13 protein-coding genes are annotated in these 14537 nt (G+C 40.8%); 7 read left to right on the top strand and 6 right to left on the bottom strand.

The window, feature by feature from the left end:
* Position 1: 1 nt before the first annotated feature.
* The 4 genes from yidC to rpmH all read right to left on the bottom strand — a co-directional run bounded on the left by yidC (position 2) and on the right by rpmH (position 2607).
* Positions 2 to 1633: a membrane protein insertase YidC gene (yidC, locus tag ACSFVZ_RS16410; protein ID WP_199526838.1), complete on the bottom strand. Its 1632-nt coding sequence runs from the start codon at positions 1631 to 1633 to the stop codon at positions 2 to 4.
* An 8-nt stretch (positions 1634 to 1641) separates the two neighbouring features.
* Positions 1642 to 1914, bottom strand: a complete 273-nt coding sequence (gene yidD, locus ACSFVZ_RS16405) for a membrane protein insertion efficiency factor YidD (protein ID WP_054563758.1) — start codon at positions 1912 to 1914, stop codon at positions 1642 to 1644.
* Positions 1915 to 2042: 128 nt separating this feature from the next.
* Positions 2043 to 2465 (bottom strand): ribonuclease P protein component, encoded by a 423-nt coding sequence (rnpA, locus tag ACSFVZ_RS16400; RefSeq protein WP_435559241.1) that lies wholly within the window; start codon positions 2463 to 2465, stop codon positions 2043 to 2045.
* A gap of 7 nt (positions 2466 to 2472) precedes the next feature.
* Positions 2473 to 2607, bottom strand: a complete 135-nt coding sequence (gene rpmH / locus ACSFVZ_RS16395) for a 50S ribosomal protein L34 (RefSeq protein WP_008488847.1) — start codon at positions 2605 to 2607, stop codon at positions 2473 to 2475.
* A 506-nt stretch (positions 2608 to 3113) separates the two neighbouring features.
* Between rpmH and dnaA the strand changes: the two genes are divergently transcribed.
* From dnaA to ACSFVZ_RS16360, 7 genes are all read left to right on the top strand, one after another.
* Positions 3114 to 4514, top strand: coding sequence for a chromosomal replication initiator protein DnaA (dnaA, locus tag ACSFVZ_RS16390; RefSeq protein WP_135923085.1), 1401 nt, complete (start codon positions 3114 to 3116; stop codon positions 4512 to 4514).
* A 13-nt stretch (positions 4515 to 4527) separates the two neighbouring features.
* Positions 4528 to 5631 carry a DNA polymerase III subunit beta gene (gene dnaN, locus ACSFVZ_RS16385; RefSeq protein WP_199526836.1) on the top strand — a complete coding sequence of 368 codons (1104 nt, stop codon included), beginning with the start codon at positions 4528 to 4530 and terminating at the stop codon, positions 5629 to 5631.
* A gap of 5 nt (positions 5632 to 5636) precedes the next feature.
* Positions 5637 to 6731: a DNA replication/repair protein RecF gene (gene recF / locus ACSFVZ_RS16380; RefSeq protein WP_199526835.1), complete on the top strand. Its 1095-nt coding sequence runs from the start codon at positions 5637 to 5639 to the stop codon at positions 6729 to 6731.
* Positions 6732 to 6743: 12 nt separating this feature from the next.
* Positions 6744 to 9170, top strand: coding sequence for a DNA topoisomerase (ATP-hydrolyzing) subunit B (gene gyrB / locus ACSFVZ_RS16375; RefSeq protein ID WP_199526834.1), 2427 nt, complete (start codon positions 6744 to 6746; stop codon positions 9168 to 9170).
* A 143-nt stretch (positions 9171 to 9313) separates the two neighbouring features.
* Entirely contained in the window at positions 9314 to 10213 is a 900-nt protein-coding gene (gene glyQ / locus ACSFVZ_RS16370; RefSeq protein ID WP_054554789.1) for a glycine--tRNA ligase subunit alpha, read from the top strand.
* An 8-nt stretch (positions 10214 to 10221) separates the two neighbouring features.
* Positions 10222 to 12291, top strand: coding sequence for a glycine--tRNA ligase subunit beta (glyS, locus tag ACSFVZ_RS16365; RefSeq protein WP_435559240.1), 2070 nt, complete (start codon positions 10222 to 10224; stop codon positions 12289 to 12291).
* 61 nt (positions 12292 to 12352) lie between these two features.
* A complete protein-coding gene (locus ACSFVZ_RS16360) occupies positions 12353 to 12802 on the top strand; it encodes an early set domain-containing protein (RefSeq protein WP_435559239.1) in 450 nt (149 codons plus the stop codon).
* Positions 12803 to 12974: 172 nt separating this feature from the next.
* Here the strand turns inward: ACSFVZ_RS16360 and tusA are convergent, their stop codons facing one another.
* Both tusA and fadA read right to left on the bottom strand, forming a co-directional pair.
* Positions 12975 to 13214 carry a sulfurtransferase TusA gene (tusA, locus tag ACSFVZ_RS16355; protein WP_054554785.1) on the bottom strand — a complete coding sequence of 80 codons (240 nt, stop codon included), beginning with the start codon at positions 13212 to 13214 and terminating at the stop codon, positions 12975 to 12977.
* A gap of 153 nt (positions 13215 to 13367) precedes the next feature.
* The gene (fadA, locus tag ACSFVZ_RS16350) at positions 13368 to 14534 is read right to left on the bottom strand and encodes an acetyl-CoA C-acyltransferase FadA (RefSeq protein ID WP_138557619.1); all 1167 of its coding nucleotides are present in this window, start codon (positions 14532 to 14534) and stop codon (positions 13368 to 13370) included.
* Positions 14535 to 14537: the final 3 nt, after the last annotated feature.

Below are 14537 nucleotides of genomic sequence, written 5' to 3'. Positions count from 1 at the left end.
TTTAGCCTCTTACCTTAATACCTTTTTTCTCCATACCGCGGTAGATGATTAGCATCTGTGCGATTGAGATAAGGTTCGATACTAACCAGTAAAGTACTAGGCCAGATGGGAACCATAAGAAGAAAATTGAGAATACTACTGGCATAAAGGTCATCATTTTTTGCTGCATAGGATCAGTAACTGTCATAGGTTGCAGCTTTTGAGTGATGAACATACTTAAACCAAATAAAACCGGTAATACGTAGTATGGGTCCATTGCTGATAAGTCATTTAACCATAAAATGAATTCAGCATGACGTAGCTCAGTTGATTCTAAGAATACGTAGAATAATGCTAAGAAGATTGGCATTTGTAGTAACAGTGGGAAACAGCCACCCATAGGGTTCACTTTTTCTTTGCGGTACATTTCCATCATCGCTTGACCGAATTTTTGACGGTCATCACCATACTTCTCTTTTAGTGCAGCCATTTTAGGCTGTAAGGCACGCATCTTCGCCATTGACGTGTATTGTGCTTTAGTAAGCGGGTACATTGCTGTTTTAACGATAACCGTGATTGCAATGATAGCTAGACCCCAGTTACCTAGGATGCTGTGTAACCACTTAAGTAGTACGAATAATGGTTGTGAGATAAACCACAACCAACCATAGTCTACAGTTAGGTCTAAGTCTGGGTGAATCGCTTCTAGTACATCAGACTCTTTCGGGCCCATGTAGTAAGTAGAAGTAAGTGTCGCTTGCGTACCTGCTTGTACGTTAACTGCTTCACCCTTAGTACCAATAATTGCCGCATTACCAGCTACTAACTTGCTGTAAAGGGTATTTTGTTGATCTTGCTTAGGTACCCATGCACTTACAAAGTAGTGTTGAATAAATGCAATGTAGCCACCAGCTGTGGTGATGTTAAGGTTTTTATCAGCCATATCTGAGAAGCTATACTTTTCGTATGGCTCTTCTTCAGTACCGTATGCTGCACCTAAGTAGTTTTGATCTACTAAGCTACCTTTTTCTTGTACTGTGCGTTTTACTTGCGTGTATAACTGAACTTGAATTGGGTCAGCTGTTACGTTGTTTACTGTGTACTCTAAACCTACAGCGTAGTTGCCTTTTTTGAAGATATAGGTTTTAGTAAACGTCACACCTTTGCTGTCGGTAAACTCAAGTGGTACACGCAGTTCATCACCATTTAAAGTAAATGCTTTTTGTGTGGCTTTATAAACCGGACGGCCTTCAACTGTCGCATCTGGGCCATTTAAACCAATTAAGCCACTTTGTGAGAAGTATTGTTTACCGTCAAACACACCAAGTAGCATGTAAGGAGTATCACTGCCTTTTGTCTCTTCGTACTGAAGTAGGTCTGCTTCAATAATGTCACCACCACGGGTGTCAATTTTAACAGTGAATACATCAGTTGTTACATCGATAACTGAGCGCTTTGCTGTAGTAGCAGTTGGTACTTCACCGTCAGATGATGCTGGAATAAAGTCATCAGATTCTGGTGTAGTTGCGCCTAGTGTTTGTGTTGTGGCACTTGGATCAGCTTTTGGTGCATTGTAGTCGTTATTCCATTCTTGGAATAATAAAAACGACACAAGCATCAAGCCGATTAATAAAAACGTGCGTTGCGATTCCATAACAGCTCTTATTTCTCGTGTTGGTGGTTAATATGATTTTTTGCCGGTACGGGATCATCCCCACCAGCATGTAAAGGATGGCATTTTAATATGCGTTTAACAGCTAACCAACTGCCTTTTACACTTCCGTGCAAATTAATTGCTTGAATTGCGTAACTAGAGCAAGTTGGATTAAAACGACAATGCGGGCCTAATAACGGGCTTATCCATTTTTGATAGCCTCGAATTAACATGACTAAACAGCGCTTTGGAATAGCAACAAGTGGTTTAAGTAACCTCATGATGTGTCAGCCCCTGCGTTAATTTAGTCAATGGATACCATGAATTTAAATTCCTAGCGAAGAATTTTAAATGCATGATTAAAAGGTGAGCTAAAGATACCTTAATTAAGCCTGTAATTCTATTGCTATCAAGCTTGATTATTAGAATTAGCTGATTTCTTGGGGCGTTTTTTGAATGGTGGTGGTTTTGGCGCACCTTGCTTGCAGCGCTCATTTATTTTTCGCCACAATTTATTCAGTTGTTTTGTCAGCTCTTCGTTTGACTGTTCATCTATACCACTTTTAACCATAAGCACAATATCAATGTTATCGAGTTTATGTTGATTTAAACGGAAACTTTCGCGAGCAAGTCGTTTAATTCGATTACGTTGACAGGCTTTTTTAACGCGTTTTTTGGCGACCGTAAGACCTAATCGAGGATTAGTTTGGTCATTGCGTTTAGCTAATAGGGTAAAGAAAGGAGTCGCAGCGCGTGCTGGTTCATTAAAGATTCGAGAGTAATGCGAGGGAGTTAACAGACGTAACTCCCTGCTGAAGCTAAAGTCTTCCACTTATATATTAAGCAGAAAGAACTTTACGGCCTTTAGCACGACGACGAGCTAATACTTTACGGCCATTTGCTGTTGCCATACGAGCACGGAAACCGTGTGTACGTTTGCGTTTTAAAACGCTAGGTTGAAAAGTTCTTTTCATAACAATTCCATCCGATCGGTTAAGGTTAAAACATCCTATGCAGGTCGCGATCCTGGCACAGGTGCCATTGCGAGCGCGAGATATTATAGATGAAGACAACAAAAGTCAATCATTAAAACGCTGCAGAGGCCGTAATTATAAAGGATCTTATTTCGTGATCATATAGGATCATCATAAATAAGAAGTTTTCCACAGCCTCTGTATAAAAAGTGAATAAAAGCTTGGGAAAAGCGAATTCGATCGTAGAATTTGATCGCGATCTGCCCCTTAATTTGCTATGATCACTATTCGGAGTTAAAAAATATTTTACATAATAATCAATGGTTTAGTATTTTCTTTGTGCGAGATCATATTTTAAATAAAAATCAATCTTGTACTTGTGGATAAAGTACCTTCATAATAGTCGGTCTTGGCCAGAAATATTGGTCAAATATTAGCAATAAATGTTTGATTTTCCATCATTAAAGATGAACGGGAATAATAATTAAATCTCTGGGAGTTTAATAGTGTATCTGTCGGTTTGGCAAAGTTGTTTATATGTATTGCAAGATGAATTGCCTTCACAGCAGTTCAGTATGTGGGTAAGACCACTTCAAGCAGAAAGTACCGAAGATACGTTGACTATATATGCACCTAACCGTTTTGTTTTAGATTGGGTGAGAGAAAAGTACTTAAACCGTATTAATGAACTACTCGTCGAAATTTGTGGTGATGAAGCGCCTGAACTTCGTTTTGATGTAGGTAGTAAACCAATTTTAAATGCCCAAGCGGCATCAGCACCGGCTGCATCAGAAGCAAGCGCACCAGTGAGTGCACAGCACACTGCCGAAAAACTCCAACCAAAACCTGAAAAAGCAGCGGTAGAGCCTGCGCCAAAATCAGGTTATAAATCAAACATTAAAGAAAATTACACCTTTGATAGCTTTGTTGAAGGTAAATCAAACCAATTAGCAAAAGCCGCAGCGACTCAAGTAGCAGATAACCCAGGTTCGGCATTTAACCCTGTATTTATATATGGTGGTACGGGCTTAGGTAAAACTCACTTATTACACGCTGTTGGTAACGGTATTATGGCTAATAAGCCAGACGCGAAAATTGTCTACATGCACTCAGAGCGATTTGTGCAAGACATGGTTAAAGCGCTGCAAAATAATGCCATCGAAGAGTTTAAACGTTATTACCGAAGTGTTGATGCATTGATGATCGATGACATTCAATTTTTCGCTAATAAAGAGCGCTCACAAGAAGAGTTCTTTCATACCTTCAATGCTTTACTTGAAGGAAATCAACAGATTATATTAACTTCAGACCGCTATCCAAAAGAGATAGAAGGGGTTGAAGACCGCCTTAAGTCACGTTTTGGCTGGGGCTTAACCATTGCAATTGAGCCGCCAGAACTTGAAACGCGGGTTGCCATTTTGATGAAAAAAGCGCAGCAAAGTAAAATTAACTTACCCCATGAAGTTGCTTTTTTCATCGCTAAGAAATTGCGTTCAAATGTGCGTGAATTAGAAGGGGCGTTAAACCGCGTTATTGCTAATGCAAACTTTACTGGTCGTCCAATTTCGATCGACTTTGTAAAAGAAGCCCTACGTGATTTACTTGCGCTGCAAGATAAACTGGTAACGATAGACAATATTCAACGCACTGTTGCTGAGTATTATCGTATTCGTGTGTCAGATTTACTATCGAAACGCCGTAGTCGTTCAGTAGCAAGACCACGCCAAGTGGCAATGGCATTATCAAAAGAACTTACAAATCACAGTTTACCTGAGATTGGCGACGCCTTTGGTGGCCGCGATCACACAACTGTATTACACGCTTGTCGTAAAGTTAAATCACTACGTGATGAAAGCCACGAAGTGAAAGAAGATTATCAAAACTTAATAAGAACCTTGTCATCTTAAGGCCGACTTTATTATGCAAATAACAATATCAAGAGAGCAATTTTTAAAACCTTTAGTTCAAGTGTCTGGTGCGATTGAGCGTAAGCACACCTTACCGATTTTATCGAACGTACTGTTAGTTGTAGAAAACGGGCAACTTTCGATGACGGGTACCGATCTTGAAATTGAGTTAGTGGCGAGTGTGTTTGTTGGTGAAGACACATCTGATACAAAATTAACCTTGCCGGCTAAAAAGTTACTCGATATTTGTAAAAGTTTACCTGATGGCTCAGACCTTACTTTAAGTAGTCAAGATCACCAATTGCTACTAACCAGTGGTAAAAGCCGCTTTTCTTTAACAACTCTTGCCGCAGAAGACTTTCCTAATCTTGAGCAGTGGGATGGTGAAGTTGAGTTTCAACTGACTCGCTTAGAATTACGTAAGCTTCTTGAAAGCACACATTTTTCTATGGCGAATCAAGACGTACGTTATTACTTAAATGGTATGTCATTTGAAGTTGATAACACTGACATAAAAACGGTTGCTACAGATGGCCACCGTTTAGCGATTGCACAAAAGCAATTACCGCAATCTTTGAATACACAACGTCAGCTAATTATTCCACGAAAGGGTGTGCAAGAAATTATGCGCCTAATGGTAGCTGATGATGAGTTAGTAACCATTCAATTTGGTGCTAACCATATTCGTATTATTGATACAGAGTTCACATTTACCAGTAAACTTGTTGATGGTCGTTTTCCTGACTATCGTCGTGTATTGCCGCGTGGTGGTGACAAAGTGATTACTGCTAATCGTGAGTGGTTACGCAGTGCTTTCCAACGTGTGTCTATTTTATCAAATGAAAAATTTCGTGGTGTACGTTTAAATCTGTCTGAAGGTTTATTAAAGATTACGGCAAACAACCCTGAGCAAGAACAAGCTGAGGAAGTAGTTGAAGTAATGTATCAAGGCGGTGAGCTAGAAATTGGTTTTAACGTTTCATATGTTCTTGATGTTTTAAATACCTTAAAAACAGAAGATGTCACTTTTACACTTGCTGATTCAAATAGTAGTGCATTAATAGAAGGTGCTGGTGACGAAGAAGCAATGTATGTTGTTATGCCGATGCGTTTATAGACTTTATGAGTTTAAGTCATTTAAGCCTCAATAATTTTCGGAATATTGAGGCGCTGACACTCGAGCCAGTAAATGGGATTAATATTATTTACGGCGAGAATGGCAGCGGAAAAACCAGTCTCCTTGAGGCTATTTATTTCCTTTCTCACGGTAAATCATTTCGTACCGCCAAGCACAAAAATATCATTCAGCATCAACAAGACAAGTTTGTGATCCACGGTCGTAAAGCATTACATGATTTGTCTATTCCCATTGGTATAAGCAAAAACCAAGCGGGTGAAACATCTTTAAAAATTCAAGGTAAAACGAGCCGTAAAATATCTGAATTGGCTCAACTAATGCCTGTTCAAGTTATTACGCCAGAAAGTTATTCTTTGTTTTTTGGTGGCCCAAAAGAGCGTAGAAAATTTCTCGATTTGGGATTGTTCCACGTGGAACATGACTTCTTTTATTTGTGGCAATCTTTTAACAAAGTACTAAAGCAACGCAATGCATTACTAAAGAGTAAGCCACGAGATTATTTTCAACAGATCAAGTTTTGGGATAAAGAATTTGTTAGACTAGCTGAACAAATAAATAATCTAAGAATCGCGTATATAAGTAGGTTTAAGCAGCAATTTTTTGATAAAATGTGTGCAGAATTAACGCTAGTAAGCGATTTACAAATTAACTTCAATGCGGGTTGGAAAGAGAGTGAAATGCTCTCAGAAGCTCTTGAGCAAAGCTTTGAGCGTGATGCCAAGCAAGGTTTCACAAGTAAAGGCCCGCATAAAGCTGATTTTAGTTTTAGCGTTTCTGGTAATAGCGTAGAAAATACATTTTCGCGCGGTCAATTGAAGCTATTGCTTTATGCGTTAAAAGTGACGCAAAATAGCTTAATTGAGTCAGAAACTAATAAGCAATCTATATTGCTAATAGATGACTTACCTTCAGAGTTAGGTGAAGATACAAAAGAAAAAGTGGGTCAACTTTTGACACACTGCGATTCACAACTTTTTATCTCATCGATTTTATCTGAAAGTATTTCTGCTGTGGTGGAACCCATGCAACGAGAACTAAAAATGTTCCACGTGAAACATGGCAACCTAATAACAAGATAAGTGGGATTAACCATGTCTGAGAATTACGATTCGTCGAGTATTAAAGTACTAAAAGGATTAGACGCAGTAAGAAAGCGTCCAGGAATGTATATAGGGGACACCGATGACGGTACAGGCTTACACCATATGGTGTTTGAGGTTGTTGATAACTCTATCGATGAAGCCTTAGCTGGTCATTGTGATGATATTTTTGTAACGATTCACTTAGACGGTTCTGTCTCTGTAAGAGATAACGGTCGTGGTATTCCTACGTCAATTCATGAAGAAGAAGGTGTATCAGCTGCCGAAGTTATTATGACGGTACTTCACGCTGGTGGTAAGTTCGATGATAACTCATATAAAGTATCTGGTGGCTTACACGGTGTAGGTGTATCAGTAGTAAATGCACTTTCTGAAAAACTACAACTAACTATTCGTCGTGAAGGAAAAATTCACCAACAAACTTACACTATGGGTGTGCCAGATGCACCATTAGCTGTGATTGGTGAAGCAAATGACACAGGTACTGAGTTACGTTTTTGGCCAAGCGGTGAAACGTTTACTGACCTGAATTTCCACTACGACATTTTAGCGAAGCGCTTACGTGAGCTTTCTTTCTTAAACTCAGGTGTAAGTATCATTCTTACTGATGAGCGTGAAGAAACTAAAACAGATCACTTTAAATACGAAGGTGGTATTCAAGCGTTCGTAGAATATCTAAACCGTAATAAAACACCTGTACATAAAAGTGTTTTCCACTTTACCCATGAGCGTGAAGAAGACGGTATTAGTGTAGAAGTTTCAATGCAATGGAACGATGGTTTCCAAGAAAGCATTTACTGTTTCACAAACAACATTCCACAACGTGATGGTGGTACGCACTTAGCTGGCTTTAGAGCGGCATTAACGCGTACGCTAAATAACTACATGGAAAAAGAAGGCTTTAACAAAAAAGCGAAAACAACCAGCAACGCAACGGGTGATGATGCTCGTGAAGGCTTAACTGCAGTTGTAAGTGTTAAAGTTCCTGATCCTAAGTTCTCATCACAAACCAAAGATAAACTAGTATCAAGTGAAGTTAAGTCTGCTGTAGAACAAGCGATGGCAGAAAAACTAACAGAGTTCTTATTAGAAAACCCTGTTGATGCTAAAACGGTTGTAGGTAAAATCATTGATGCAGCACGTGCTCGTGAAGCAGCGCGTAAAGCACGAGAAATGACACGCCGTAAAGGTGCAATGGATTTAGCGGGTTTACCAGGTAAACTGGCAGACTGCCAAGAAAAAGATCCAGCTTTATCAGAACTATACATAGTGGAGGGTGACTCTGCAGGTGGTTCAGCTAAGCAGGGTCGTAACCGTAAAAACCAAGCTATCTTGCCACTAAAAGGTAAGATTCTTAACGTTGAAAAAGCACGCTTTGATAAGATGCTTTCTTCTCAAGAAGTAGCAACATTAATCACAGCGCTAGGTTGTGGTATTGGTCGTGATGAATATGACCCAGAAAAACTTCGTTATCATCGTATCATTATCATGACCGATGCGGACGTGGATGGTTCTCACATTCGTACATTATTGCTAACTTTCTTCTATCGTCAAATGCCAGAGATTGTAGAAAAAGGCTTTATCTATATTGCGCAACCACCACTTTATAAAGTGAAAAAAGGTAAGCAAGAACGCTACATTAAAGATGATCCAGCACTTGTTGATTACTTAACGTCATTGGCATTAAACAATGCTGCACTTTATACAAGTGAAGGTGCATCTGCACTTGAAGGTGAAGATTTAGAAAGAATCGTTCACGATTATCAAAATACAGTTAAAGTTATTGAGCGCTTAAAACGTAAATATCCAAATTCGGTTATGGAACGTTTAATCTATCAAAGCGAAATTACCGAAGCTGATTTAGCTGATGAAGCAAAAGTTAAAGAGTGGACTAAAACCCTTGTTGACGACTTAATTGCACGTGATGAAGATGCAACTATCTTCCACGCCGGCACTGAGCACGATACTGAGCGCAATATGTATTATCCTGTTGTGAATATTCGTCAGCATGGTGTGGATAAAGCTCATGTACTAAACCATGACTTCATTACATCGCGTGACTATAAACGCATTGCAGCAACGGGCGTAAACATTGCTAACATACTTGAAGAAGGTGCTTACATACAACGTGGTGAAAAAACATTAGCTGTTGATAACTTTGTGGATGCATTAGAGTGGTTAATCAATGAATCGAAGCGTGGCCTTTATATCCAACGCTATAAAGGATTGGGTGAAATGAACCCTGATCAGCTTTGGGAAACAACTATGGATCCAGCTGCACGACGCATGTTGAAAGTAACAATCGAAGATGCTGTTGCCGCTGACCAATTGTTTGCGACACTAATGGGTGACCAAGTTGAGCCTCGTCGTGATTTCATCGAAACGAACGCGCTACGTGTAGTTAACCTAGACGTATAAGCAAATAATGATAATCATAAGAAGGAGCCTCATGGCTCCTTTTTTTATTACTGAAAAAGCACAAACTGCTTAAAACCTTACTGCACACAAGGTATACTGAGAGCAATTTTCAGACTAAACGCACCAGATACTATAAGCCAAATATGCAAAAATATGACGTTAAAACCTTTCAAGGTTTGATCCTGGCTTTACAGGACTATTGGGCACAGCAAGGCTGTGTGATTGCTCAACCACTGGATATGGAAGTGGGAGCAGGGACATTTCATCCGTTAACGTTCTTAAAGTCGATTGGCCCAGAGCCAATGTCGAGCGCGTATGTTCAACCATGCCGCCGTCCAACTGATGGTCGTTATGGTGAAAACCCGAACCGATTACAACACTACTACCAATTCCAAGTAGTATTAAAACCATCACCAGAGAACATCCAGGAGCTTTATTTAGGCTCTTTAGCTGCTGTAGGTATTGATACGCTAACTGACGAAGTTCGCTTTGTAGAAGACAACTGGGAATCACCTACATTAGGTGCTTGGGGTCTAGGTTGGGAAATCTGGCTAAACGGTATGGAAGTAACTCAATTCACTTATTTCCAACAAGTAGGTGGCTTAGAGTGCTCACCGGTTACGGGTGAAATCACATATGGTCTAGAGCGTTTAGCAATGTATATACAGGGCGTAGATAGCATCTATGATCTAGTATGGGCAGACGGCCCTATGGGACGTGTAACATACGGTGATGTGTTCCATCAAAACGAAGTAGAGCAGTCAGCTTATAACTTCGAACAAGCGGATGTTGAGTTCTTATTTGCACAGTTTGATCACTGTGAGAAAGAAAGTGAAAAGCTAATCGAAGCAGGCTTACCATTACCAGCTTATGAGCAAGTAATGAAAGCATCACATGCGTTTAACTTATTAGACGCTCGTCACGCTATCTCAGTAACAGAACGTCAACGTTATATCTTACGTGTTCGTGCTTTATCTAAAGCGTGTGCACAAAGTTACTATGATGCCCGTGAAGCACTTGGTTTCCCGCTTTGTAAGGATTAAGAATTAGCATGTCAGCAGAAAATTTATTAGTAGAAATTGGCACTGAAGAGTTGCCACCGAAAGCACTTCGTAAACTTGCTGAGTCATTTGCTGAGAACTTAACAGCAGAACTTGCAAGCTTAGAATTAGCACATCAAGGTGTTAACTGGTACGCATCTCCACGTCGTTTAGGTTTACGTGTAACAGCACTTGAAGCAAAGCAAAGTGACAAAGTAGTTGAAAAGCGTGGTCCTGCAGTAGCTGCCGCTTTTGATGCCGATGGAAACCCAACTAAAGCAGCAATGGGTTGGGCACGTGGTTGTGGTATCGATGTAAGCGATGCAGAAACGATTGAAACAGATAAAGGTGCTTGGTTATTACATAAAGCACAGGTTGAAGGTAAAGCAACAACTTCGCTTATGAGCGATGCTGTAAACAAGGCACTTGCAAAATTACCTATCCCTAAACCAATGCGTTGGGGTGCGAGTAAAACGCAATTCATTCGTCCTGTACACACAGCAACCATTTTATTTGGTAGCACGCTAATCGAAGGTGAGATCCTTGGTAAGCAAGTTGGTAACCAATTACAAGGGCACCGTTTCCATCATCCAGAAAAAGTAACAATCAACCACGCTGATGATGTGTTTGATGTTCTGAAATCTGCTTACGTTGTCGCTGACTTCGAAGCGCGTAAAGCACAAATTCGTGAACAGATTGAAGCAGCAGCTGCAGCTGTAAATGCAAAAGTAGCGATGGATGAAGACTTACTTGAAGAAGTAACATCGTTGGTTGAATGGCCTGTAACACTAACAGCAACATTCGAAGAAGCATTCTTAGACGTTCCTTCTGAAGCGCTTATTTATACTATGAAGGACGATCAAAAGTACTTCCCGTTATTAGACCAAGATGGCAACTTACTTAACAAGTTCCTATTTGTTTCTAATATCGAAAGTAAAGATCCAAGCGTAGTAATTGCGGGTAACGAAAAAGTTGTTCGTCCTCGTTTAGCCGATGCACAGTTCTTCTACGAAACAGATAAGAAGAAAACGCTAGAAAGCCGTTTAGAGTCGCTAGATACTGTTTTATTCCAAAAGCAACTTGGTACGCTGAAAGATAAATCTGAGCGTATTAGTGAGCTTGCAGGTTACATTGCTGAGCAATTAGGTGCCGATGCCGAGCTTGCTAAGCGTGCAGGTCTGTTAAGTAAAACAGACTTAATGACCGAAATGGTCATGGAATTTACCGACGTACAAGGTGTAATGGGTATGCATTACGCGCGTCACGACGGTGAAGCTGAAGAAGTTGCACTCGCGCAAAATGAACAATATATGCCTCGCTTCGCGGGTGATAACTTACCAACAAATGTGATCAGCTGCGCTGTCGCAATTGCTGATAAGTTTGATACGCTGGTGGGTATTTTCGGTATTGGTCAAGCGCCAAAAGGTGACAAAGACCCATTTGCACTTCGCCGTGCTGCAATTGGTGCACTTCGCATCATGGTTGAAAAATCATTACCGCTAGATATCTTAGACCTTGTTGCTAAGTCACAAACGCTATTCGGTGAAAAGCTAACTAACCTAAACGTATCAACAGATGTGTTTGAGTTTATGCTAGGTCGTTTCCGCGCATGGTATCAAGATGAAGGTATCGAAGTTGATGTCATTCAAGCTGTACTAGCACGTCGTCCAACTAAACCAGTTGATTTCGATCGTCGTGTTAAAGCGGTAAGTCACTTCCGTACGTTAGACGCAGCAGAAGCGCTTGCAGCAGCAAATAAACGTGTAAGCAATATCTTGGCTAAAAATGACATCACAACACAAGGTGATGTAAATGAGAGCCTATTAAGCGATGACGCAGAAAAAGTATTAGCGTCACACGTTGCTAAGTTTGCAACTGAGCTTGCGCCTTTATATGCAAATGGCGATTACCAAGAAGCATTGTCACAACTTGCGGGTATTCGTGAGAGTGTTGATAACTTCTTCGATAACGTCATGGTAATGGCCGATGACGAAGCGGTTAAACAAAACCGTTTAGCATTATTAAGCCAACTAAGCCGTCTGTTTTTAGATATTGCTGATATTTCTGTACTTCAGAAGTAAGCAGTAGCCAATTAATAAAAGCCAGCTCAGTGCTGGCTTTTTTGTAGCATAAGGAACAGTAATGAAACGTATAATTACTTTAGCATTAGCAGGCTTATTAACTGCCTGTTCTAGCCAAATGCAAATGCCAAGCATTGACGATATTCTGCCAAGCAAAGACCTCGACCGTACTATGTATTTACGTGGTGACTTTACTCTATGGGATGCTGAGCCTCAGTATCAATTAGAGCAAGTTGCACCGGGTATATTCCAAACCGAAGTAAAATTTTCAACACCTGGTAAGGTGTATGAATTCAAAGTAGCGGATGCTGATTTTAGTGAAGGCTACAACTGTGGTTACAGTGATATGGACCCAGCAGGGCAATCATTGGTTTTAGGCCAAGCTGCAAATGCTGACTGTAATACCATCTACAATTATTTCAGCTTTAAACCCGCTGCAAAAGGTGTGTATGTAGTGAGCTTTGATTACCGCAATAGTAATCAACCAAAAGTGATAGTAACTCGAAAGTAAAAGTTGGTAGCTTGGGTAGAGCGGAGCGATACCCAACACACACTCACTTTGAAGTTAGCTGGGGTATCTAACTCTGCAACGGATTATTGATCGGGAGTGTTCGATATATCGCAGCAGATAGGTATCTCTAACACGTTGGGTTTCGTTGCTCTCAACCCAACCTACGAGCTCGTTACAACCCTTTCTTCACTAAGTATCGATACGGTGCTTGCTCTACATCTTTTGCCACAAGTGTGTGATCCATAAAAGTACAAAAGCTTGGGATATCGCGGGTGGTTGATGGGTCATCGGCGATGATAAGTAAAGTTTCGCCATCTTTCATTTTACGTACTGCGCCACGCACCATCATCACAGGTTCTGGACAACGTAGGCCAAGTGCATCTAATTGGTGATCGGGATTATCAAAACTCATGGCTGACCTTTTGGATGAAAGAGACGATTAATAAGCGGCTATTTTAACTTTCTATTGCCGCCAGTTTCAATAAGCGAAAGCAAAGCAAATAAAAAAGGCGCACTGAGCAAATCAGTGCGCCTTTTTATCACCAAGATGTTTGGTGTGAGCTCGTTATTCTACGCGCTCAAATACAGTTGCAATACCTTGGCCTAAACCAATACACATAGTTGCTAGACCGTATTTAGCGTTCTTGTCTTCCATTAGGTGAACAAGCGTTGTGCTAATACGTGAACCAGAACAACCAAGTGGGTGACCAAGTGCAATTGCACCACCATTTAGGTTAACTTTTTCATCTACCACATCCATCAGACCTAGGTCTTTTAACACTGGTAGAGATTGTGCTGCGAATGCTTCGTTAAGCTCTGCAACATCGATATCGTCAATAGTGATACCAGCTTGTTGAAGTGCTTTTTGCGATGCAGGAACAGGGCCATAACCCATGATTGATGGATCGCAACCTGCAACAGCCATTGCTTTAATACGCGCACGAATTGGTAAACCCAGTTCTTTAGCTTTCTCTTCGCTCATTACAAGCATGGCTGATGCGCCGTCAGAAAGAGCAGATGAAGTACCTGCAGTTACGCTACCTGATGCTGGATTGAATACTGGGCGTAGTTGCGATAAACCTTCAACGGTTGTCTCAGGACGGATTACTTCATCGTCTTCAACTAAGATTAAAGAACCATCTGCATCGTGACCTTCCATTGGCAGGATTTCACGACGGAAACGACCTTCAACAGTTGCAGCGTGTGCACGTTGGTGTGAACGGTAAGCAAATTCGTCTTGTTGCTGACGGCTAATGCCGTGCAGCGTAGCAAGGTATTCTGCTGTTAAACCCATTACGCCAGCAGCTTGTGCTACAGACGTTGATAAACCAGGGTGAAAATCATTACCGTGAGTCATAGGTACGTGACCCATGTGCTCAACACCACCAATGATGTAGGTATCACCAGCGCCTGTCATAATTGCACGTGCCGCATCGTGTAATGCTTGCATTGATGAACCACATAAACGGTTAACTGTTACTGCTGGTACTGAGTGTGGGATACCGGCTAGTAGTGCTGCGTTACGAGCAATGTTAAAGCCTTGCTCTAAAGTTTGTTGTACACAGCCCCAGTAAATATCATCAATTGATGCTGGATCAACGGCTGGGTTACGGTCTAACAAACCTTTCATTAAGTGAGCACTTAAATCTTCCGCACGCTTGTTTTTGAATACGCCGTTCTTTGAACGACCCATTGGTGTGCGGATACAATCTACGATTACTGGATTATTCATGTT

Origin of the sequence: Pseudoalteromonas nanhaiensis, assembly GCF_051235485.1 — a bacterium.
Classification (GTDB): domain Bacteria; phylum Pseudomonadota; class Gammaproteobacteria; order Enterobacterales; family Alteromonadaceae; genus Pseudoalteromonas; species Pseudoalteromonas lipolytica_C.
This window is presented reverse-complemented; position numbering and strand designations above follow the sequence as displayed.